Here is a 19,908-nt window from a genome sequence, read left to right on the forward strand (position 1 = left end):
ACCACCGCCGGGCGGCGCGAAACTCCACACCGGCAGTCATTCCTCCGTACCACCGCGTCGTGCACAGGGTCGTTGGCGCGGTCAACGAACCATGGTCTCGCTGACAGTCGTTCGACCGATGCGGTCGGATTCCATCCTGCCGACACTGATGGAACAGCCGAACAGCAACGGGGAGCACATGTCACAGATCGTCCTTGTTACCGGGGCTTCCAGTGACCTCGGCGCTGCCACCGCCACCGCGTTGGCCGACTCAGGCCACACCACGTACGCCGGGATCGGTCCACTCGCCGGCCGATTTGCCGAGCCGAGCGGCGACGGCCCACGCCCCGTCCAGTTGGACATGGCCGACCAGCGCTCGGTCTCGACCGCGGTCGACCACATCTTGGCGGAGTGCGGAAGGATCGACGCGGTGGTCCACGGCGTCGGCCCGGTGCCGCGCGGACCACTCGAATCCTTCACGCCTTATCAGCTGGCGCAGATCTACGACGCGCATGTGCTGTCCACTCAGCGCGTCAACCGTTCCGTGCTGCCACAGATGCGCGAGCGGCGCGAAGGCCTGCTGGTGTGGGTGGTGCCGGCGAACCACGACGCCGTGGGCGAGCCCTACCTCGCGCTGTACTCCGAAGCGGTCACGATGATCGAACACCTCGCCGCGAGCTACGCCCAGGAGCTGACCGAGTTCGGTATCGAGACCACGATCGTCGTACTCGAATTCCTGGTCCCTGAGGCCGGACCTCGCGTTCGCGCCGTCTATCCGGACGACGCCGAGACGGTTCAAGCCTACGAAGGCCGATCCCCCGGCCTGATCCACGCGGTGGACTCGAAGCTGGTCGAGCACGAGCTCAGGAGCGCGGAGGTCGCCCGCGCGGCGCAGGCCATCGCCGCCGTCGTCAGCAGCCCGAAAGGCACCCGCCCGTTGAGGTTCACTCCCGGCGCCGCCCCCAGGTATTAGCTGCTCTCCAAGGCCGCGAGCGCGTCGCGCAGTGCAGCTCTGGAGGTGATCCCGAGCTTCGGAAAGATCTGGTACAGGTGTGCGCCGATGGTCCGGTGCGAGAGGTACAAGCGCTCGGCGATCTGTTTGTTGCTCAAGCCGGAAGCCGCGAGATCCGCGATCTCCCGTTCCTGGGGCGTGAGCACATCTCCGCTCGCCGTGGTTCTCGACGCCCCCCAGCCGGTGGCCCGGAGCTCCTTGGCGGCACGGTCCGCCCAGGGTCCGGCGCCGAGCTGCGTGAAGGCGTCGTACGCCAGCCGCAGCGGCTCTCGAGAGTCGGCGTTGGCCCGGGCGCGCCGCAGCCGTTCGCCGTACGCCAGTCGCACCCGGGCCAGATCGAACGGCCACCTGTCGACGCCCGGTATCCCCAGCGCCTCCTCGAACAGGCGCACCGCCTCGTTGTCATCGGCGGCGCACAAGGCCGCCGAACCGGCGGCAAGCAGGCCGAGCCGCGGAGACAGCGCACCGATGTCGGCCTCTTGCATGGCGCGTACGTGAGCGGCGGCATCGCTGTGCCGGTCGAGCCGTACTGCGGCTTCGACGACGTCCATCGCCACCCACAACGCATGCGGCACGTGGGAGGCGAACGCACCCGCCGGACCCAGTGCCGTCGCGCTTCGATAAGCGCTTTCGAAGTCACCGCGGCCGGATTCGGCGACGGTGCGGACGTGCTGGGCGTAGTGCAGCGCCGCACCCACTCCACGGGGTGTGGCCCAGCGAATGATCTGGTCGGTCAAGCGGTCGACCGTCTTGTCGTCGCCGCGAGCCGCAACGACGACAGCTTGGCAGTACCAGAAGTACCAGGTGAAGAAGTGGTACCCGGACTCCTGGCAGACCTGGATTCCCTCGTCGGCCAGGTCCAGACACTCGTCCCACCTGCCGGTGAGGTAGTCGTCGAGGCACAGGTGCATCAGGCCGCCGATGTGCCGACGCGGCGGACCGCCGTCACGCCCTTGGAGAACGACTCGCCACGACGGCTCGCGGACGTCTGCCAGGCGGTCGACGTAGAGCGCGCCGGTGCCGGCGCGAACGATCCGGCCGGGGTCGGATTCCTGCTGTACGTCGCTGAGCACGGACTCCAGCTGGTCCAGTGCGCCGGCCGCGGAACGGACCGGATCGGAGAAGGTCTTGGCGGCCACCGACAGCAGGGCGGGCGGCTCCGGTCGCAGGCGTCGAAGCGTCGCGTACAAAGGATCCCAGAGCTCCGCACGGCCGCTGAAGAAGCAAAGAAGCAGCAGCAGGTGGAGCGCATCGATGAGGGCGCCGTCCTGGGCGTCGTAGCCGTGGGTGCCCGCCTCGACGGCGCCGACCAGCAGCCGATGGGCGGTATCGATGTCCCCGTCGCCGTTGATAATTAGGAAGACAGCGGCGGCCGCGAAGTGGAGTGAGCCCATCAGCTCCGGGTCGGCCAAGCGGGCGCCTTCGAGCAGTTCCGAGGCGCTTCGGAACTGCCCGGTCGCGTCGGCGCCGATGTATGCGGCCTCGGCGAGTCGGCGAGCGCGATGCGAGTCGTGGGGGCTGAGATCGGCCGCCCTTACCAGCGCAGCCACCGCACCGACGGCGTCTCCGCGGGCCGCAATTCGACGCGCCGCTTGCTCCAGCAGGACGGCGACCTGCTCGTCCGGCTCGGCGGACGCTTCGCCGAGGTGCCAGGCCCGTCGCTCTGGGTGGTTCACCAGTACCTCGGCCAAGGCTCGATGAGCCGCTCGGCGCTCCGCACTCGGACATGCGTCCACGACCGCCGAGCGGATCAGGGGGTGCCGGAACACAAGCCTGCGCGTGCCCTCGTCGAAAGCCACCAGTCGATCCTGCTCGGCCGCGGCGAGGTCTTCGAGGTCGGACTCGTAGCCGGCCTGCCGTGCCGACGCCTGCAGGATCGCGATGTTGCCGGTTCCCTCCAGCGTCGCGAGCAGTAACAGCCGCCGCGCGGCGAGAGAGAGAACAGACACCCGGGAGGCGAACAGCGCCTGGAGCCGTTCGCTGAGCGGGAGTACTGCGGGAAGGTCCTCCAGGGCGACGCGCTGCTCCCCGCTGAGTGCCCTGGGCAACTCGAGCAGGGCCAGCGGGTTCCCCTGGGCGACCGACAGCAGTCGCTCACGCACCCGAGCGGCCAGCGCCGGGAACCGCGTGGTGAGCAGCAACTGCGAGGACTCTCGGTCCAACGGCGGTACCTCGTACTCGGGCAGGCCGCCGCGGTTGAAGAAGGTCTCGCTTCCCGAGCGCAGGGCCCCGAGGAAGGTGACTCGGGAGCCGTTGAGCCTGCGGGCGACGAAGCCCAGTACGGCGGCGCTGGCCCGATCCAGCCACGGCAGGTCGTCGACGATCAGGAGCAGTGGGGCGGTCTTGGCCACGTGACGCAGGAGCATGAGGGTCGCGTTCGACACGACGAGCCGTTCCGGCGGTGCTCCGCTCCCGAAGCCCAGGGCGACCTGCAGCGCATCGGCCTGCGAGGTCTCGAGTTCCCCGAACGCCTCGTAGAAGGGGAAGAGGACCTGGTTCAGTCCCGAGTAGCTCACGTCGGCCTCGAACTCGACACCGGCGGCACGCACGACCCGCGAGCCACTCGCGACCGCCGCTTCCGCCACGGCGTCGAGCAGTACGGTCTTGCCCACCCCCGCCGCCCCCGACAACAGCAGCGCTCCACCACGATCGGTGGCGTCGAGGAAGCCGCGGATCCGCTCGAGCGCCACGCCGCGTCCCACCAGGGAATCGACACCACCGCGGTCGAAAAGGCCGTGTTCGAAGAGGCCGGTGTCGCTCACCTGGATCACGCTCTCCCGCTTGCGTGGCCCGTCGAGCCTCGCCGATGTGCACCTGTTGCTGCCAACGTACGGATCCTTCACTCCTGCCGCGCGGAGTGCTGACGTCAGCCGTTGGGCAGAGGTGGCGTTGAAGCAGTGGTTCCGCGTTCGGTGTTCACTGATCTTGGACGATGCTCCACAGCATCGCGTGGAACTTCGCGTGGTCACGGGCGGGGATCGACGACAGGCGCCGCATGATCGCGGTTTCGCGAGCAATGGCGACCTGGTCCTTCACCTCGACGCCTTTCGCGGTCGCCCGCGGAATGCGCACCCGCCGGTCACGGGCGGAGAGCTCCCGGACGACGAGCCCGTCGCGCTCCATCCGGTCGAGGATCGACACCAGCGTGGTCTTGTCGACACCGAGCTCGGTGGCGATCTCCAGCTGCGTCCGCTCCGGACCGTTGCTGATCAGCTCGAGGACGAGCCAGTCACGCAGATCGGCCAGCCCCGCATCACGCGAGACCTCGTTGAACGCGTCGCCGAGCGCAGCCGCCGCACGGTGAGCCAGCCAGGTCAGGTCGCCGACCGCCGAGCCGGCGTCAGGCGGAGGCGAGGCGTCGCGGCGCTTGTTCTGCGGAGGCACCGTGCGACCGTACCATCCGGAGCCGGATCGTCCGAGCCTGAATTGGATTCGACGAGATGATCCGGTGTCGTATGATCTACGTGGCGGTCATCACGTGGTTTACCTCCTAGGTCGGGAGCGCTGGATCTGTTCAGCCGGAGTACTGGCGCGTTTGCCCTTGCAGCCTAGAAGGAGGTCCGAGCGAAAACATGGCTCATGATCCGGAAGACTTTGCCGATTCTCCACAGCCGCCGGCGTACGGCGAGCACGACGCGCTCTCGGACGTACTGCAGGCGATTCACCTGCAGGGTGGCGTCGTACGACGCCACTCGGGCCCACATGAGCGACACCCGGCCGGGGCCAGGGTCTTGCACGTCGTCGAGGAGGGCGGGCTCAGCGTCGAGGTCGCGGGCGAAGACACCGTGAAACTGGACGCCGGGGACCTGGTGCTGCTGGCGCGAGGTGATGCCCACAGCGTCAGGGCGACGTCGCCGGCCAGCTGGGTGACCGGGGAGTTCCTCGTCGAGACGGTGGTCGCGGCGCCGCTGCTCGGTGTGTTGCCACCGGCGATCGTGGTCCGCGGCGACGCGGGATCCGAGGCATGGCTCCGGCCGATCAAGGAACTGCTCATGTGGGAGGTGACTCGCGGGGCACCCGGCGCCCGCGTCATGGTGTCGCGAGCGCTCGACCTGCTCTTCATCTGGACGCTGCGATCGTGGGCGGCATCCGACGACGTACGCCGCGCCGGCTGGCTGACGGCAGCGATGGACCCGGTGCTCGCACCGATCCTCACCGCGATCCACCGAGACCCCGGTCGCGACTGGTCCGTCGACGAACTGGCCCGGCTCACCTCGCTGTCGCGTTCGGCGTTCGCGACGCGGTTCGCCGAGTCTGTCGGGGAAACACCGGGCTCGTACGTGTTGCGGTGCCGGCTGGGTCACGCGGCGTACCTGCTGCGCGGCACGTCCGACCCGGTCGGCCGGATCGCGGCCCGTGTGGGCTACATCTCCGAAGCCGCCTTCAGCCGGGCCTTCTCCCGCGCGTACGGCAGTCCGCCACGGGTCTGGCGGGGCGGGACCGGTGCCGACTCCTTCGAACGACCGCCGGAATAGAACGAGCGCCGGACGGCACCGCCGGGTCGGCCGGCGGTGCCCTCGGGTCATGTCACCGGGTGCCGGCGACGGCCCGTTCGATCAGGTTGACGACGATCCCCGGGTTGGTCACCTGTGCTGCGTGGGGAGTGTCTGCCTCCACGATGTGCGAGTGGGCGCGGGTGGCCATGAAGCGCTCGGCGGCCGGCGGGATCAGGTGGTCCGCGTCGGACACGAGGTACCACGAGGGGATCTTCTTCCAGGCCGGCTCGCCGGCGGTGTTCTCGCCCAGGGCCGCCGAGGCGACGGGATTCTGCGTCGCGGCGAGCTCCGCGGCGGCGGCCACGGAGAGGCGGTCGCTGAGGAACAGGTCCCGGTACTGCGCGGCCTTGGCGTAGAGCACGACCTCTGGAGTGCCGTCGGGCTTCGGGAAGGGAACGGGGACGGGGCTGAGGGCAGTGGGAACGGGCGCGTTGGGATCGTTGCTGATGTGGCTGCCCGGGAATCGGGCAGTCAGGGCACCGGCGCTTTCACCAGTGTCCGGTGCGAAGGCCGAGACGTAGACCAGGGCCTTGACGTTGGGGTTGCCCGTGGCGGCACTGGTGATGACGGATCCGCCGTACGACTGCCCGACCAGGACGATCGGGCCCTGGATGGTCTTGAGGTAGGCAGCCAGGTAGGCGGAGTCGCCGGACAGGCTGCGGAGGGCCGTCGGCGGAGCGACGACCGGGTAGCCGGCGGCCTGCAAGGGCTTGACCACCCTGCTCCAGCTGGCCGAGTCCGACCAGGCTCCGTTGACGAGGACGATCGTCGGTTTCGGAGCCGTGGTCTGGTTCGACAGCGCGACCGGCGCGGTCTGGGCGGACGGTGCGGCCGATGCCAGCGTGGTCACGCCGGCGACCAGGGCGATCCCGGTCACGGCGAGGACGGCGGATTGGACAACCCGACGTTTGCGCATGGTTTCTCCTTGTTTCGAACGGTTTTCACTGTGGTCCGTGGACATGTCTGCCCGCGGGAGTTCGTGACGGCGTGGACGTCACACGCGGGTGGGGAGGTGCTCCTCGGCCCAGTTCAGCGCGTAGTCGGCGACGTCCTGCCAGCCGTCCTGGCCGATGATGAAGTGCGAGCGCCCGGGGAATTCCTGGTACTCGGTGACGGCCGCGGACTTGGCGGCGAGCCGCCAGTTGGCCTGGTTGACCTTCGGCGGCACGAGGTGGTCGGCCTCCCCCGCGATGAACAGGAGCGGGGCCTGGCGCTTGCGGAAGTCGACCCGGGACGCGGCGCGAGGGTTGAAGTTGGCGAGCGCGCCCTGGAAGAGGACACGGGCCGAGCCGGGGACGGCATACCGCTCGTAGCGGGCAGCGGAGTCGCTCTCGGTGAGCGTGTTGGTGACGGCGTAGTGGAACTGCTCCGGCGTCAGCGAGACCGCTTTGTTCTTGTTGGCCGGGTTCCCGAGAATCGGGAAGGTCGACTTGAGCGTCGAGAGCGGCAGCGGAAGGACGCCCTTGACGGCCGCCGAGTCGATCGCGACGCCGACGCTGCCCAGCCCGCGGTCGAGCAGGAGCTGTACGACGGTGCCGCCGAACGAGTGGCCCATAATGATCGGCGGTCGATCCAGCGCGCGGATGACGTTCTCGTAGTGGTCGACGACCTCGCGAAGACCGACTCCGGCGATCCCCGTGGGGTCGCGCCGAATCTCCTCCACCTCGCGGTCGAGCCCTGGCCAGGCCGGCGTGAGTACGCGGTGTCCCCGCGCCTCGAAGTGGTGTTTCCACCCCTCCCAACTGCGCGGATTCAGCCAGAGGCCGTGAACGAGCACGATCGTGGCGCCCTTGTCGGCGGAGGAATTGTTCATGCGGACCTTCCCTTGAAAGAGCACGCGGTGTTCACCGGAGCACGCAGGCTCCCAGGATTCGGTGCGGCAAGGCCCGCGCGCTTCCGTCGGATGGCCACTGAGATCCGGCGCCGTCGCGTCGCTGCGGACAGTCGTTCGTCAGGTTTGGTGTGTGCGCAGATCTGCCACCGGCCGGGTCATTCGCACAGTCAGTTGACCTAGCCGGCCACAACAAGACGCTGCCGGACTTGAGAAGTCGTCGGCCCGCTACAGAAGGAGTGAGGTCAGGTCCGGCGGAGGGCCTCGCGGCGCCAGCGGGCGGGGGGTGTGTTGTGGTGCCGGCGGAACGCGGTGGCGAAGGCGTATTCGTTGCGGTAGCCGACGGCGGTGGCGATGCGGGACAGGGGTGCGTTCGTGCGGGTCAGTGCGTCTTCGGCGCGGCGCATGCGTAACGCGGTGAGATAGCGAGCCGGGGGCTGGCCGACAACCGCGGTGAAATGCGCGGAGAACGCGGCGCGGGACATGCCGGCCAGCTCGGCCATCGTGGTGACGCTCCAGGGCTTGGCCGGGTCGGCGTGCACCGCCTGGAGGACGCGCGAGAGGTTGGAGTCGGCGCCGGCGCGGTACCAGCCGGGTGGTTCGGCGTCGGGACGGGACCACCAGGCGCGCAGGGTGTAGACGAGGTTGAGATCGAGCAGCCGGTCCAGAAGCGCTTGCTGGCCAGGGCCCTCGGATGACGCCTCGGCGGCCAGCAACGAGATCGCCGCCGCGTGGCGCGGCGCGAGCTGATCGGATTCGACGACGGCGATCCGCGGCAGTGCGCGGAGCAACGAATCGCCGATGCTGCCCTCCAGGACGTACGCGCCGCACAGGATCACCGCGTCCGCGTCAGTCTCCGAACCCACCGAGCGCGCCTCTGCGATCGGCTCGGCCGGGACACCGACAGCACTCACCAGTCGGTACGGCGTACCCGCGGTCACGAGCACGACGTCGTGGGCGCGCAGCGGCACCGGGTCGGCATCAGGCAACTCGATCCAGCCATTCCCCTTCAGCAACAGGTGAGCCGTGAGCGGCCGCGTCCCGCTGAACTGCAGACCCCACGGCGCCTGCCGACCCAGGACCGAGAACACCGCCCCGCGGGCCCGCGCCTGCGCCAGCTCGTCGGCCAGGATGTCCACTCTCGAAGCGTAGACGATCGCGAAGGAAAGAGAGACAAACACCGATTGTTCGTCCAGGCGTCGCGCCATACCGTCGACGACATGGCTACGTTTCTCATCCTCGGCGGTACCGGCAAGGTCGGCCGCCGTCTCACCCGCGTCCTCGACCAGGACGGCCACACCACCCGACCCGTCGGCCGCTCGACGAGCCCGATCCGGTTCGACTGGAACTCCCCCGCGACCTGGGACGCCGCGACCGCGGGTGCCGACGGCATCTTCGTCGTCGGGCCCGGCTCCGCGAGGGACTGGAGTCCGCAGCTAAGCAAGCTCCTCGAGACCGCGTCGACGGTCAGCCACGTCGTACTGCTGTCCGCCCGGGGTGTCGAGTTCCGGCCCGACGGCAACGTGGCGCGGGCCGAGCGGGCGCTGCGCGAAGGGCCGGTCCCGTGGACGATCCTGCGGCCGACACACTTCGCGCAGAACTTCACCGAGGCGATGTTCACACCGGTCGACGGGCGCATCGTCGCACCGGTCGGCGGAGGTGCGCAGCCGTTCGTCGACGTCGAGGACATCGCCGAGGTCGCGGGTCGGTTGCTCGCGACCCGCGCGGGCAAGGGCGAGACGATCGAGCTGTCCGGTCCGCGGGCGATCACGTTCGACGCGGCCGCGCGGATCCTCGCCGAGACCACTCGTCAGTCGGTCGAGTTTCAGGACCAGAACGCCGAGGAGCACGCCGCGCAACTGCGGTCGGCCGGCACTCCGGAGGAGTACATCCGATGGCGGCTGGCGATGCTGGGCGGCATCCGCCGCGGCGAGGACGCCTACCTGAGCGACGGCGTCGCCCGGATCCTCGGCCGGCCCGCCACCGACTTCACCACCTGGGCAGGCCGCGAGGCCGCGGGACAGACAGCTGTCGACTGATGCGCCGCGGCCGAGCAACTCTTACCGGCCGTAGGTTTCCAGGAGGCGTAGCCAGACCTCGCTGACGGTGGGGAAGGCCGGTACTGCATGCCAGAGGCGGTCCAGTGGGACTTCGCCGACCACCGCGATCGTTGCTGCATGCAACATTTCCGCGACGTCCGGGCCGACCAGGGTGAAACCGGCGATCACCTTCCGGTCCTCGTCGACCACCATCCGGGCGTGGCCCTGGTAGCCCTCGGCGTGCAGGGACGAGCCCGCGGTGGCGGCCAGGTCGTAGTCGACGACCCGGATCCGCAACCCGGCGGCTTCGGCAGCGGCCGCGGTCAGTCCGACGGACGCGACCTCCGGATCGGTGAAGACGACCTGCGGTACGGCGCGCTCGTCCGCCGTGGCGACGTGCCGGCCCCAACGGTCGTCGTCCACCGCCTCGCCCTTCGCCCGCGCCACGATGACGTCACCCACGGCGCGGGCCTGGTACTTGCCCTGATGGGTCAGCAGCACCCGCCGGTTCACGTCACCCGCCGCGTAGAGCCAGCCGTCGCCGAGCGGCGCGCCATCCGCGCCAAGGACACGCAGGGTGTCGTCGACCGTGAGCCACTCCCCCGGCGTCAGTCCGACCGTGTCGAGTCCGAGGTCGCGGGTGTTCGGCGTACGGCCGATCGCGACGAGCAGTTCGTCGGCGTCGACCTGTTCACCGTCGGCCAGCGTGATCGAGACGGTACCGTCGTCGTTGCGCTTCACCGATCCGGCCTCAGCTCCGATCCGGACCGAAACACCCTTGGCACGCAGCGATTCCGCGACCCGCTCACCGACGAACGGCTCCGCCAGGTGCAGTACGCCGTCCCGCGCCAGCATCGTGACCGAGGACCCGAACTCGCTGAACGCGGTCGCCATCTCCGAGGCCACCACCCCGCCACCGATGATCGCCAGCCGGCCTGGAACCTGCTTCGCCGCGACAGCCTCCCGGCTGGTCCACGGCGCCGCATCCCGAAGCCCCTCGATATCCGGGACCAGCGCGCCACTTCCGGTCGCGACGACAACCGCGTGCCGGGCGGTCAACGTGGTCGTCGTACCGTCCTCCGCGGTTACCTCGACGACCCGGTCGGCACTGAGGCGGCCGTGGCCGCGGTACAGCGGGATGCCGGCCGACTCGAGCCACGACACCTGCCCGTCGTCCTGCCAGTTGGAGGCGAACGCGTCCCGGCGGGCGAGCACCGCCGCGACATCCAGATCACCCGTCACCGCCTCACGGGCGCCAGGAACCTGACGGGCGGCCCGAAGCGCGGCGCCGCTGCGTAGCAACGCCTTCGTCGGCATGCAGGCCCAGTACGAGCACTCCCCGCCGACCAGTTCACGCTCGACGATGGCGACGGTCAGGCCGCCCTGCACGATGCGGTCGGCAACGTTCTCCCCGACCGGGCCCGCGCCGATCACGACGACGTCGTACGGCGTGGTCATGTCAGTTCCCCTTCGCGGCGCGGCCGAGGCGGAGCGCCGAGACCAGGAAGAAGATGCCGCCGAGGACGGCGTACCCGGCGATGTTGGTCAGCTTCGGGTTGTCCGCAGAGGCTCCTGCAACGAACGACGCACCGGCCAGCACCGACAGGCCGCCGCTCAGGATCATCGGCCACTGACCACCCATACCTCGGCGGCCGAGAGCGACGATCAGCTGAATGAGCCCGGCAACGATGGCCCAGGCGCCCCACACGCGCAGGACCGCCGGCACACCGGAGGCGGCGGCGATCGCCAAGCCGATGGTGGCGATCGCGCTGATCGCCATGTTCACGTACAGGCCGCGGGCCGAGCCGTGAGGATGGGACGAGCGGGCGTCGACGACCGCCGCGGCGAGGTCGAACAGCGGGTAGATGACGACCAGCGTCACGCCGAGCGCGCCGAGGTCCGCCTTGGTGGTGAACAGCAGGATCGCCCAGACGATGGCGAACGCGAACCGGACGAAGTACAGCCGGCGCAGCGCCCCCGCGACGCCCGCAGTGGCGATTGGTGATTCAACGGTGCTCACGATGATCCTCTCGAGATGATGTCCGGCCCTGTGAAGTAGACCGAACGTTCCGTTCACTCACCATCTCGCGCAGCACCGTCGTTGTCAAGACAGAACGTTCTACCTCCTGGACCTGTAGACGGAACGTTCTATTCGCTACCCTGGTCACATGACCACCAGCCAGCCAGAGACCCGGACCTCGGAGGCACGACAGCGACTGCTCGCCACGGCGACGCAGATCTTTTACGCCGAGGGAATCCACGCGGTCGGCGTCGACCGCCTGGTCGCGGAGGCGAAGGTGACCCGGGCCACCTTCTACCGGCACTTCCCCAGCAAGGAGGACCTTGTCGTCGGCTACCTGCGCGAGGTCCACGAGCTGGAACGCGGCGCGGTCGACGCCGCGATCGCCGCCAACCCGTCGCCGGTCGACGCCTTGCTGGCCATCGCCGACTGGATCTCGCAGGCCATCCAGTCCCCCGGGTTCCGCGGCTGCGCCTTCCTGAACGCCGCAGCGGAGTACCCCGCCGGGCAGCCGGCGCACGAGGAGGTCATCGCCCATCGGCAATGGTTCCTGGAGACGCTCACCACGTTGATGGCGCAGGTCCATGCCCGGACCGCTGAGCCCGCAGCCCGCCATTTCGTCATGCTGCGCGACGGCGCGATGGCAGCCGGCTGCCTGTTCGACCCGGTCCTGGTGTCGGAGACCTTTCAGCACGGAATCGAGGGACTGCTCCGGGTGAACACCGAACGCCAGGCGAACGAAGCGACCAGGTAGAACGATCGGTCTTGACTCGCCCGCCGCGGCCGACTACGGTCAACTGTGACAGAACGTTCGTTCTACCAATCCGGGTGGTCCGAACGACGGAGCGAGGAGAACACCTATGCCCACCAAGATCACGCTGATCATCGACAACCCGACCGACCCCGACGCCTTCGAGCGCGTGTACGCCGACGTGAAGCAGGCCGCCGCCACGTTCCCGAAGCTGCAGCGGCTCGAGTCGGCCAAGGTCTGGCCGAAGGAGGACGGCACCGCCACCCCGTCGTACCGAACGCTCGACCTGTACTTCGACAGCTACGAGGACGCGTCCGCAGCCGTCGCGACACCGGCAGCCGGCGAACTGTTCGGCACGCTCATCGGCACCGGCGTCCCGTTCCAGGGCCTGTTCTCGGAAATCGAGCAGCCGTAGCGATCGCTCACCGCGACGTCGTGAGGTAAGCGAAGCCGGTGAGGCCCACGCAGCCAGGTCAAGCCAGGTTTGGACTGGGCGACTTGCAACTTCGCCGTGACCGACCTCGCCGGGGCTCGATCGGATCTGGAAGGAAACGGCTGCTCGCCGAGCGCCATCGAACGTGCTCCGGAGATCTGTCTGTTCTTTACCGTCCAGGATCCCGATGGCAACACGGTGCTGGTAACCGACAGGTAGAGCCTGTACACCCTGACCGGGCAGTCGGCTGGCCCTCCGAGACTGGCTGATGCCCACCCCGGCCAGCGCGAAGTTGCCGGTCGGTCCGTTCCGTCAGCGGGACGGCCTGCCCGTAAGCGCCTGGCTGGACCAGGAGCTTGCCTAGAGCAACACTGAAGCGATAGGTAAGCTAGCGCCCGATCTCCTCGGGCCGGTCGGGTTGGAGCTGGCCGGGCCGTCGAACAGCTGCGCGGGCCAGCACGTCATGACCGGCAACGCGATGCGGGCCTCGCCGCGAGCTCCCAGCCGTGGCCACTCCAGCGGGTCGATATCACAGCAGTTGGACGCAGCGCAGCTGTATGCGTCGTACTTGTGCATGTCGTGCTGGAGGAACATCGGCACGTCGTACGACGGATCGCCGGCCGTCGAGGAAGGTCGATGGCGAGCCGGGCTCGTCCCGACAGGAGGAGACTTCGGCAATGGAAGTCGCCGTGGAGCAGGACAGTACGAGCCGACGATGCAGGCAATCGGCGGAACAGGTGGGCTGCGTCGCAGAACGGCCCCGGATCAACAACGTCACCAAACTCGTCGGCATGAGCTTCCACGACTTGCATGCGCTGGGCAGCCCACCCGCCGACTCGCCGCCTGGCTGGATGTCTGGCCATGCTCCGCAAGCGCATAGGTCAGGTTGGTCACGACCAAGAAGGCCAGGAGGCCGCAAGAGGCGATGACGAGGGCCAGGAGAGTAGCTGCCGACCGTCCGGCGCCTGGTGTTTGTCGTCGCCATGCCAGTTCGGTGCGTTCGGGCCGGCGACAGCGGTCGGAAGGCAACGTCTGCACCGGCCGCCTCGCCCCGAGCGCCCATGACGGCGAGCAGGAAGATCAGGCTCAGCGCGGCGGCCGTCAGACCGCCGCGCCGGCGCGCTCTAGCGGTCCAGTTGACTAGACCTTCCGGATCGCGTCACCCGCTCCGGACAGGTTGTCCAGGAACATTTCCGAGTACTTGCGGCTGAGCACGACGCCATCGGCGCCGCCGCTGAAGGCGGCGGTGACGGCGTCGCGGACACCGTCGCGAGAGCACCGGGTCAGGTTGTCGCCTGAGGTGAGGTCGTAGTCCTCCTTCATCCCGACCGGGATGTCGATGTCGATGCCTGAGTAGATCTTGGTGGTAGTCCCCTCGACTCCGGCCTTCGCCCGGGCCGTTTCGCGCTTCACGTAATCGGCGCTGAAGCCGATCTGGGACAGGTCGTCGAACTGGCCTTCGTCCAGGTTCAGGAGTTTCAGCATCAGCGGATAGACCTCGGCCGGGGTGGCGTCGGCGAACAACGTGCGGCAGATCGAGGTGACCCAGGTGAAGAACCTCGGTCCGGCGCAGTTGTTGTAGATCACGATCTTGAGGAAGTCGGAGACCTTGGCGAGTTCTCCGTAGTCCTGATCGGCTCGGTAGAAAGGGCTGAAGGAGATGTTGTGGTAAACGTGCCATCCCACCTGGAGATCCTGCTTGCACGCCTTGGCGACGCCGTAGATGTCGGCGTACATCTGGCGCTGGCTGTGCGTCCAGAGGTTCTGCCACGCCAGCACCTCGGGATAGCGCAGGAGAATTCGCCAGAACGATGTGAACGCACCGTCAGGATCCTTCTCCCCCGATGACGTCTTGTTGTTCCAGGCGAGGACCGCCGCCATTCCTTCCCGGGCCCGCTCGACGTTGATCCCCAGATTCCGGCCGAGCTGCTGGCAGTGCGCGCAGAAGCAACCGAGTTCGCCCGCCTCGACCGGCTTCTGGATTGCGAGGTTGAGCGGACCCGGCCGCTCCGAGCACCACGCGATGCCGTCGAGGTCGTAGGACTTCGCGTAGTCCTCGACGATGCTCAGGTGCCAGTTCTTGTAGTCGGGGTTGTTGAAACAGGTGTGCAGGGTCGGCCGACCCCACAGATCGACCTCGAGAAGCTTCGGGAAGTTCGGGTAGTCGCGAAGCGCCTGGGAATAGTTCGACTCCTCGATCCAGGCGTACGAGCCCATCCCGCGCGCCTTCGCCTTGGGGATCACGTCCTCGAGCATGTCGTAACCGGGGTGCTCCGGCGCCCGGCCGATCGATCCGAGGACGGTGTTCCCGTAGAACTCGGGGTGAACCGTGGCGTAGTTTCCACCGACCCAGTCGAGGTCGTACTCCTGGACGCCGTGATCAGGAATCGGGTGCCCGGGCAACTGGCGTCCGCCGGTGCCTCTCGTCCAGGTCGGTGTGGCCAGAAAGAGTTGGTTCACCCCGCCCCGTTCGGCGAGGATGTCCAGCACCTTGTCGGTTCCTTCGTCAATGAATGACGCGGCACCGATCTGGATGGCCACGAACTTGTCTGACATCTGGATGCATGCTCCTTGTCGGGTGGCAATTGGATGATCGAAAGGGTCCTGAACAGTCAGCCCTTGAAGCCGCTGCCAGTAACTCCTTGGATGAAATAGCGTTGAGCAAGAAGGAAGACGACGAAGACAGGTATGACGGTCACCGTCGCGCCCGCCATCAGCGGTCCGACCTGGGTGTAGAACTCGTTCTGGAACTGAGCCAGTCCGATGGGCAATGTCTGCTTCTCGGGCGAGGTGAGGAAGATCAGCGGTCCGAACAGGTCGTTCCATGAGTCGAGGAACGTGAACATCGCGACCGCGGCCAACGCCGGCTTGGTCTGGGGCACCATGATCGTCAAGAAGGTCCGGAAGGTCGAAGCACCATCCACCTGCGCAGCCTCCTCCAAACCGGCCGGCAGGCTCTTGAACGCCTGGCGCATCAGAAAGGTCCCGAAGACCGGAGTCAGCACTCTCGGCACCCACAGCGGAAACAGTGTGTCGATCCAACCGATTTTCTGGAACAAGATGTATTGCGGCAACAGATAGATGATGTTCGGCACGATCGCTGTCACCAGCACGATGCCGAACAGGGCGTCGCGGCCTTTCCAGGTCAGCCGGGCAAACGCATAGCCGGCCAAGGACGAAACGATCAAGCCACCGACAACATTGAGGACCGCCAACTTCACACTGTTGAGGAAGTAGACCGGCATGTTGCGGAGCACGGTCGCGTAGTTGCCCCATTGCGGATGAGACAGTGCGAATCCCGGCGGGAAGTCCATCACGTGCTCTTCCGGGCGCAGCGACGCGTTGAGCATCCACAACGCCGGGGTCAGGAAGGACAACGCGAGCAAGATCAGGAAGATCATCAAGATGATCCGCCGCCCTTGGAACTTGCGCTTGCCAGGTGCGGGAAGTTGGCGGTCTCCGCCACCCGCCAGGACTGGTCTGTCGTCGATCGCCAGGTCAGTCATAGAACACCCACTTCTTCTGCAGCTTCCACTGGACCCACGTCAGTACCGCGATGAGCGCGACGATCAGCCATGCCATTGCCGCCGCGTAGCCGAACTTGCCTTGCTGGAAGGCGACCTGCCACAGATAGAAGATGTAGACGCTGCTCGAATAGCCAGGCCCGCCTTTGGTCAAGACGTAGATCAGTCCGAACACCTGGAACGACGCGATGAACTGAGAGATGGTGACGAAGAAGATCTGCGGCGTCAGCAATGGCAGGGTGATGCGCCACAGCCGTGACCAGGCGGAGGCTCCGTCGATCCGCGCAGCCTCATACATCTCCTCCGGGATACCCTGCAGGCCGGCGAGCAGGATCATCATCGGATATCCGACGCCCTGCCAGGCGCTGACCACCACCACTGCTGGGATCACCCAGGAGGAGTCGGCGAGCCACGCCGGGCCGTGGATGTCGAAATTCCGTAGGAACTGATTGATCAATCCGTCGGTCGGGCCAAAGATGTAGTACCAAACGAACCCGATCGCGACGACATTCATGACGTATGGAGTGAAGAACGCCATCCGCAGGAACGCCGTACCTGGGACCTTCAGGTTTCCGAGCAGCGCGAGAACGAGAGCCAGAACGACCGTCGCCGGCACACCCAGAACCGTGAAGACGATTGTGTTGCGGACCACCTGAAGGAAGATGGGGTCGTTCACGATCAGATCGACGTAGTTGCGGCCGCCTACGAGCCGGGGCGAGTTGAACCCGTCCCACCTCGTGAACGAGGTGTACATCGACACGACGATCGGCGCAGCCTGGAAGGCCACGATGCCGAACACGAGCGGCAGTGCAAACAGCCAGCCTTCAAGGGTGCGTCGTCGCCGGTTGCGGCGGACCTCCGGCGGAACCTCAGCGCGCCGCACCGCAGAGTGAATCGCCATGGGTCTGGCCTCAGCCCTGGCCAAGAGCCTGCTCGACCTGCGGCCTGGCTCGCGACAGCACGTCCTGAGCACTGCTCTTGCAGTTGTAGACCTGGTCAAGCGCCGGGCGGTAGATCGCACGAGCGCCAAGCGTGTTGTTGGTCTTGTTTCCAGCCGTGAGATGGTGGGCCGCCTCGGCCAACAGGTCGGCGTGCTTCGGCGCGCCGGAGCTCGCCTTGGAGATTGCCTCGGCCGCTTGGTTGTTGACGGGGGTGAATGCGCCGCCCTTGCCGAGGATCTGGCCCGCCTCGGGACCGGCGAGATAGTTGAGCAGTTTGAAGGCGGCATCGTGGTGCTTCGCCTTGGCCGGTACGGCGTAGCTCACCACGCTGGCCTCGTTGGCCTGGTCCGCGGTCCCGGCGGGCGGTGGCGCGATGTCCCAGTCGAAGCTCTTGATGGTCTGCCGCAGATAGGGCACTGAGCCGGACTGTTCGAACAACATCGCAGTCTTGCCTTGGGCGAACAGCTGGATGTCTGCGTTGTCCTGCAGCAGATCCGCCCACGCCGGCTGGACGTGATACTTGCACGTCAGATCCGCGACCCACTGGACGGTCTGAACCCCGATCGGATCGGCCAGCGTGAACTTCTTGCCGTCGGCACTGTAGACGCCGTCCTGGCTGCCGTTGTTGTGCGTGAAGGTTTGCTCGTAGTTCGTTGCCGCGCTCACGGTCGCGCCGTACATCTTGGTGCCATCGGTCATCTTCTGCGCGTCTGCCAAGAAGTTCGCCGTCGTCCACCCCTTGCCGCTCCACGTACCCGGCGGGAGCGGCAGTCCGGCCTTCTTGAAGGCATTGACGTTGTAGAAGACGATCGTGGACTGGTAGCCGAGCTGCCATGAGGTCATCCGACCGTCCGACTGCTTACCGAAGTTGAACACCTGAGCGGCGTAGTCGGAATCCTTGAGCCCCGCAGACTTCACGTACGGCGCGAGGTCGAAGAGCGTGCCGTTCTGTGTGAACAGCTGCACGTAGTCGTCGTTGATCCGGAAGACGTCCGGCGGCTTGCTGCTGGCCAACGAGGTGCGCATCTTTGCCTCGTAGTCTGATTCCGAGGGAACCGGGAGTACGTCGACCTTGATGTCGGGGTTCTCCTGCTCGAACTTGTGAATTGCCTGTTCCAGCGGCATGCCTGCCACGACCTGGTCGTTCATGAAAGTGATCGTGACCTTGCCCCCGGCTGCGTCATCGGATCCCCCATCTCCGCAGGCGGCGAGCGACATCGCGATGGTCCCGAGCGTGACGAGGCCGGCGATCCGACGCCGCCGACGACGTGTGCCTGATGAGTTGAAGCCCATCGGTTCGACTCCTTTGTGAATGTGAACGGGGTGTCGCACGGCGGAAACCCCTCCGCGCGGGACAGCCTCAGAGGCTCAGCCCCGCGGCTGTCAGCCCGCCGCACCGGCGCGCGCCGCCGGCCCACTGTGTGGTCCTCAGCACCATTTCTCCCTTGGGTTGCGGCCGCGGGCCGATCAAGTGAGCACACTGCGCAGAGCTGCGCATGTTTCGCGCGAATTTGGTGTGAACGTAGCCGTATTGCCCATTTCTGGTCAAGGGATACGAATACATGGGCAGTCAGATGAGCAAATGCGCAACTCTGCGCACATCGCTCCATGCCGATCATGCGGAAGCCGGAGAGACTGAGCGCGCTCCCCGACCAGATCGGCCTGGAGCGAACGGGACGGTGTACGGCGCGATGAACCGAAAGGTCTCCAGGTCGAGCGGTACGTCGGGGATGTACAGCTACGGGAGGGTTACGAGGTCGTCAGGTCGACCGAGACGGCAGCGAGCGAGAATCGTTGCTGGCGGCAACTACGCAGGGTGACACCGTGCCGTACGTCGTGCTCGGAGCAGGACTCTGTCATCGCCGGACAGCAACAGCGACCCTGCTCGTACCCTCTTCACCCCGCTTCTCCTGCGTCCATCAGAACGGCTCCCCCGATGACCGTCCCAGGTTTCGGGTGCATGCGCTCATGTCGATTGCGCGGAAGCTCGACGGGTCATCTGAGGTGCTTAGACTGGGCGATCCACTCGTCGCGCAAGCCGGAACGAGGTGATCGTCATGAGTACGGCAGCCCTCCCACCCGTGCGCTCCTGGCAACCGTCGGCGACTTCGCCACGGCGGACGCAGCGGCTGGTCGAGATCCTCGACCTCCTCACCGAGCGTGGCGCACTGTCGGTCGTCACGCTGTGCCGCGAGCTGCAGGTGTCGCCGGCGACGCTGCGGCGGGACATGACGCACCTCGAGGAGCAGGGCCTGGTCTCCCGGACACGCGGCGGCGCCAGGGCGAACACCGGCCCCGAGCTCCCGGTTCGGCTCCGGGACACGAGATCCCCGCTCGCCAAGCACGCGATTGCCGTCACAGCGGCCGCGCTCCTGCCGTCCGACCGGCCGCTGGCCATAGCGATCGGCGGCGGATCGACCACCGCGGAGGTCGCCCGCGAGCTCGGCTCCCGCCGCCGGCTGACCATCGTCACGAACGCGCTCACCACCGCGGCAGCCGTGGCGGCCCGGCCGAACCTGCAGGTGATCATGACCGGCGGCGTGATCCGGGCGAACTCGTTCGAGCTGGTCGGCAGCCTGGCCGAGAGCGCCTTCAACGGGATCAGCGTCAACCTGGCCATCCTCGGCGCCGACGGCGTCAGCGCGGCCCACGGCGTGACCACGCACGACCACACCGAGGCTCGCACGAATCACGCCATGGTGTCGCACGCGCACCGGCTGATGGTCGTTGCCGACGGCTCCAAGATCGGTCAGGCGACCGTGGCCAAGGTCGCCGACGCGTCGGCCATCGACATTCTGGTGACCGACGCGTCGGCGGACCCGCACGAGCTGTCCCAACTGACCGACCTCGGCGTCACGGTGCACGTCGCCCGGACCCGCTAG

At 67.3% G+C, this 19,908-nt stretch carries 17 protein-coding genes; 6 read left to right on the forward strand and 11 right to left on the reverse strand.

Features of this window, described 5'->3' with window-relative positions; translation table 11 throughout:
* The first annotated feature begins 118 nt into the window (after positions 1-118).
* Complete coding sequence (locus tag EV653_RS15080) at positions 119-952, forward strand: SDR family NAD(P)-dependent oxidoreductase (protein WP_166679404.1); 834 nt, start codon at positions 119-121, stop codon at positions 950-952.
* Here EV653_RS15080 and EV653_RS15085 read toward each other — a convergent pair.
* Positions 949-3,753, reverse strand: a complete 2,805-nt coding sequence (locus EV653_RS15085) for an AAA family ATPase (RefSeq protein ID WP_202871603.1) — start codon at positions 3,751-3,753, stop codon at positions 949-951. The genes EV653_RS15080 and EV653_RS15085 overlap by 4 nt on opposite strands.
* Positions 3,754-3,907: 154 nt before the next feature.
* Complete coding sequence (locus tag EV653_RS15090) at positions 3,908-4,375, reverse strand: MarR family winged helix-turn-helix transcriptional regulator (RefSeq protein WP_166679405.1); 468 nt, start codon at positions 4,373-4,375, stop codon at positions 3,908-3,910.
* A gap of 188 nt (positions 4,376-4,563) precedes the next feature.
* On the opposite strand from EV653_RS15090, the gene EV653_RS15095 reads away from it, so the two are divergent.
* Positions 4,564-5,466 (forward strand): AraC family transcriptional regulator, encoded by a 903-nt coding sequence (locus EV653_RS15095; RefSeq protein WP_134103199.1) that lies wholly within the window; start codon positions 4,564-4,566, stop codon positions 5,464-5,466.
* Positions 5,467-5,518: 52 nt separating this feature from the next.
* Here EV653_RS15095 and EV653_RS15100 read toward each other — a convergent pair whose 3' ends face one another.
* The 3 genes from EV653_RS15100 to EV653_RS15110 all read right to left on the reverse strand — a co-directional run bounded on the left by EV653_RS15100 (position 5,519) and on the right by EV653_RS15110 (position 8,457).
* On the reverse strand, positions 5,519-6,403 hold the full coding sequence (locus EV653_RS15100; RefSeq protein ID WP_134103202.1) for an alpha/beta fold hydrolase: 885 nt from the start codon (positions 6,401-6,403) through the stop codon (positions 5,519-5,521).
* Between the two features lie 78 nt (positions 6,404-6,481).
* A complete protein-coding gene (locus tag EV653_RS15105; protein ID WP_134103205.1) occupies positions 6,482-7,300 on the reverse strand; it encodes an alpha/beta hydrolase in 819 nt (272 codons plus the stop codon).
* A 263-nt stretch (positions 7,301-7,563) separates the two neighbouring features.
* Positions 7,564-8,457, reverse strand: a complete 894-nt coding sequence (locus tag EV653_RS15110; RefSeq protein ID WP_134103208.1) for an AraC family transcriptional regulator — start codon at positions 8,455-8,457, stop codon at positions 7,564-7,566.
* Between the two features lie 81 nt (positions 8,458-8,538).
* Here EV653_RS15110 and EV653_RS15115 point away from each other — a divergent pair, with 81 nt between their 5' ends.
* Positions 8,539-9,357: an NAD(P)H-binding protein gene (locus EV653_RS15115; RefSeq protein ID WP_134103211.1), complete on the forward strand. Its 819-nt coding sequence runs from the start codon at positions 8,539-8,541 to the stop codon at positions 9,355-9,357.
* 21 nt (positions 9,358-9,378) lie between these two features.
* Here the strand turns inward: EV653_RS15115 and EV653_RS15120 are convergent, their stop codons facing one another.
* Together EV653_RS15120 and EV653_RS15125 are read right to left on the reverse strand one after the other, a co-directional pair.
* On the reverse strand, positions 9,379-10,815 hold the full coding sequence (locus EV653_RS15120; RefSeq protein ID WP_134103214.1) for a dihydrolipoyl dehydrogenase family protein: 1,437 nt from the start codon (positions 10,813-10,815) through the stop codon (positions 9,379-9,381).
* Between the two features lies 1 nt (position 10,816).
* Positions 10,817-11,377 (reverse strand): hypothetical protein, encoded by a 561-nt coding sequence (locus EV653_RS15125; protein ID WP_134103216.1) that lies wholly within the window; start codon positions 11,375-11,377, stop codon positions 10,817-10,819.
* A gap of 148 nt (positions 11,378-11,525) precedes the next feature.
* Here EV653_RS15125 and EV653_RS15130 point away from each other — a divergent pair, with 148 nt between their 5' ends.
* Both EV653_RS15130 and EV653_RS15135 read left to right on the forward strand, forming a co-directional pair.
* Complete coding sequence (locus EV653_RS15130) at positions 11,526-12,131, forward strand: TetR/AcrR family transcriptional regulator (RefSeq protein ID WP_134103220.1); 606 nt, start codon at positions 11,526-11,528, stop codon at positions 12,129-12,131.
* Between the two features lie 106 nt (positions 12,132-12,237).
* Complete coding sequence (locus EV653_RS15135; protein WP_134103223.1) at positions 12,238-12,543, forward strand: EthD family reductase; 306 nt, start codon at positions 12,238-12,240, stop codon at positions 12,541-12,543.
* Between the two features lie 1,158 nt (positions 12,544-13,701).
* Here EV653_RS15135 and EV653_RS15140 read toward each other — a convergent pair.
* Genes EV653_RS15140 through EV653_RS15155 form a run of 4 tightly spaced genes read right to left on the reverse strand, consistent with a single transcriptional unit; the run spans position 13,702 to position 18,319 of the window.
* Positions 13,702-15,117: a hypothetical protein gene (locus EV653_RS15140; protein WP_134103226.1), complete on the reverse strand. Its 1,416-nt coding sequence runs from the start codon at positions 15,115-15,117 to the stop codon at positions 13,702-13,704.
* Between the two features lie 56 nt (positions 15,118-15,173).
* Positions 15,174-16,067 (reverse strand): carbohydrate ABC transporter permease, encoded by an 894-nt coding sequence (locus tag EV653_RS15145; protein ID WP_134103229.1) that lies wholly within the window; start codon positions 16,065-16,067, stop codon positions 15,174-15,176.
* Positions 16,060-16,986: a carbohydrate ABC transporter permease gene (locus EV653_RS15150; protein WP_134103232.1), complete on the reverse strand. Its 927-nt coding sequence runs from the start codon at positions 16,984-16,986 to the stop codon at positions 16,060-16,062. Before EV653_RS15150 ends, EV653_RS15145 begins: the two co-directional genes overlap by 8 nt.
* 10 nt (positions 16,987-16,996) lie before the next feature.
* On the reverse strand, positions 16,997-18,319 hold the full coding sequence (locus tag EV653_RS15155; protein WP_134103235.1) for an ABC transporter substrate-binding protein: 1,323 nt from the start codon (positions 18,317-18,319) through the stop codon (positions 16,997-16,999).
* A gap of 764 nt (positions 18,320-19,083) precedes the next feature.
* On the opposite strand from EV653_RS15155, the gene EV653_RS15160 reads away from it, so the two are divergent.
* Positions 19,084-19,908: a DeoR/GlpR family DNA-binding transcription regulator gene (locus EV653_RS15160; RefSeq protein ID WP_134103238.1), complete on the forward strand. Its 825-nt coding sequence runs from the start codon at positions 19,084-19,086 to the stop codon at positions 19,906-19,908.

The sequence above is a fragment of the Kribbella pratensis genome (genome assembly GCF_004365355.1).
In the GTDB taxonomy this organism is placed as follows: Bacteria; Actinomycetota; Actinomycetes; order Propionibacteriales; family Kribbellaceae; genus Kribbella.

What these genes read in the sequence shown, in the direction of transcription:
- EV653_RS15130 (WP_134103220.1), top strand. Translation starts at nt 11,526, where the DNA reads ATGACCACCAGCCAGCCAGAGACCCGGACCTCGGAGGCACGACAGCGA.
- EV653_RS15080 (WP_166679404.1), top strand. Translation starts at nt 119, where the DNA reads ATGCGGTCGGATTCCATCCTGCCGACACTGATGGAACAGCCGAACAGC.
- EV653_RS15150 (WP_134103232.1), bottom strand. Translation starts at nt 16,986, where the DNA reads ATGGCGATTCACTCTGCGGTGCGGCGCGCTGAGGTTCCGCCGGAGGTC.
- EV653_RS15105 (WP_134103205.1), bottom strand. Translation starts at nt 7,300, where the DNA reads ATGAACAATTCCTCCGCCGACAAGGGCGCCACGATCGTGCTCGTTCAC.
- EV653_RS15135 (WP_134103223.1), top strand. Translation starts at nt 12,238, where the DNA reads ATGCCCACCAAGATCACGCTGATCATCGACAACCCGACCGACCCCGAC.
- EV653_RS15145 (WP_134103229.1), bottom strand. Translation starts at nt 16,067, where the DNA reads ATGACTGACCTGGCGATCGACGACAGACCAGTCCTGGCGGGTGGCGGA.
- EV653_RS15115 (WP_134103211.1), top strand. Translation starts at nt 8,539, where the DNA reads ATGGCTACGTTTCTCATCCTCGGCGGTACCGGCAAGGTCGGCCGCCGT.
- EV653_RS15095 (WP_134103199.1), top strand. Translation starts at nt 4,564, where the DNA reads ATGGCTCATGATCCGGAAGACTTTGCCGATTCTCCACAGCCGCCGGCG.
- EV653_RS15120 (WP_134103214.1), bottom strand. Translation starts at nt 10,815, where the DNA reads ATGACCACGCCGTACGACGTCGTCGTGATCGGCGCGGGCCCGGTCGGG.
- EV653_RS15100 (WP_134103202.1), bottom strand. Translation starts at nt 6,403, where the DNA reads ATGCGCAAACGTCGGGTTGTCCAATCCGCCGTCCTCGCCGTGACCGGG.
- EV653_RS15155 (WP_134103235.1), bottom strand. Translation starts at nt 18,319, where the DNA reads ATGGGCTTCAACTCATCAGGCACACGTCGTCGGCGGCGTCGGATCGCC.
- EV653_RS15140 (WP_134103226.1), bottom strand. Translation starts at nt 15,117, where the DNA reads ATGTCAGACAAGTTCGTGGCCATCCAGATCGGTGCCGCGTCATTCATT.
- EV653_RS15160 (WP_134103238.1), top strand. Translation starts at nt 19,084, where the DNA reads ATGAGTACGGCAGCCCTCCCACCCGTGCGCTCCTGGCAACCGTCGGCG.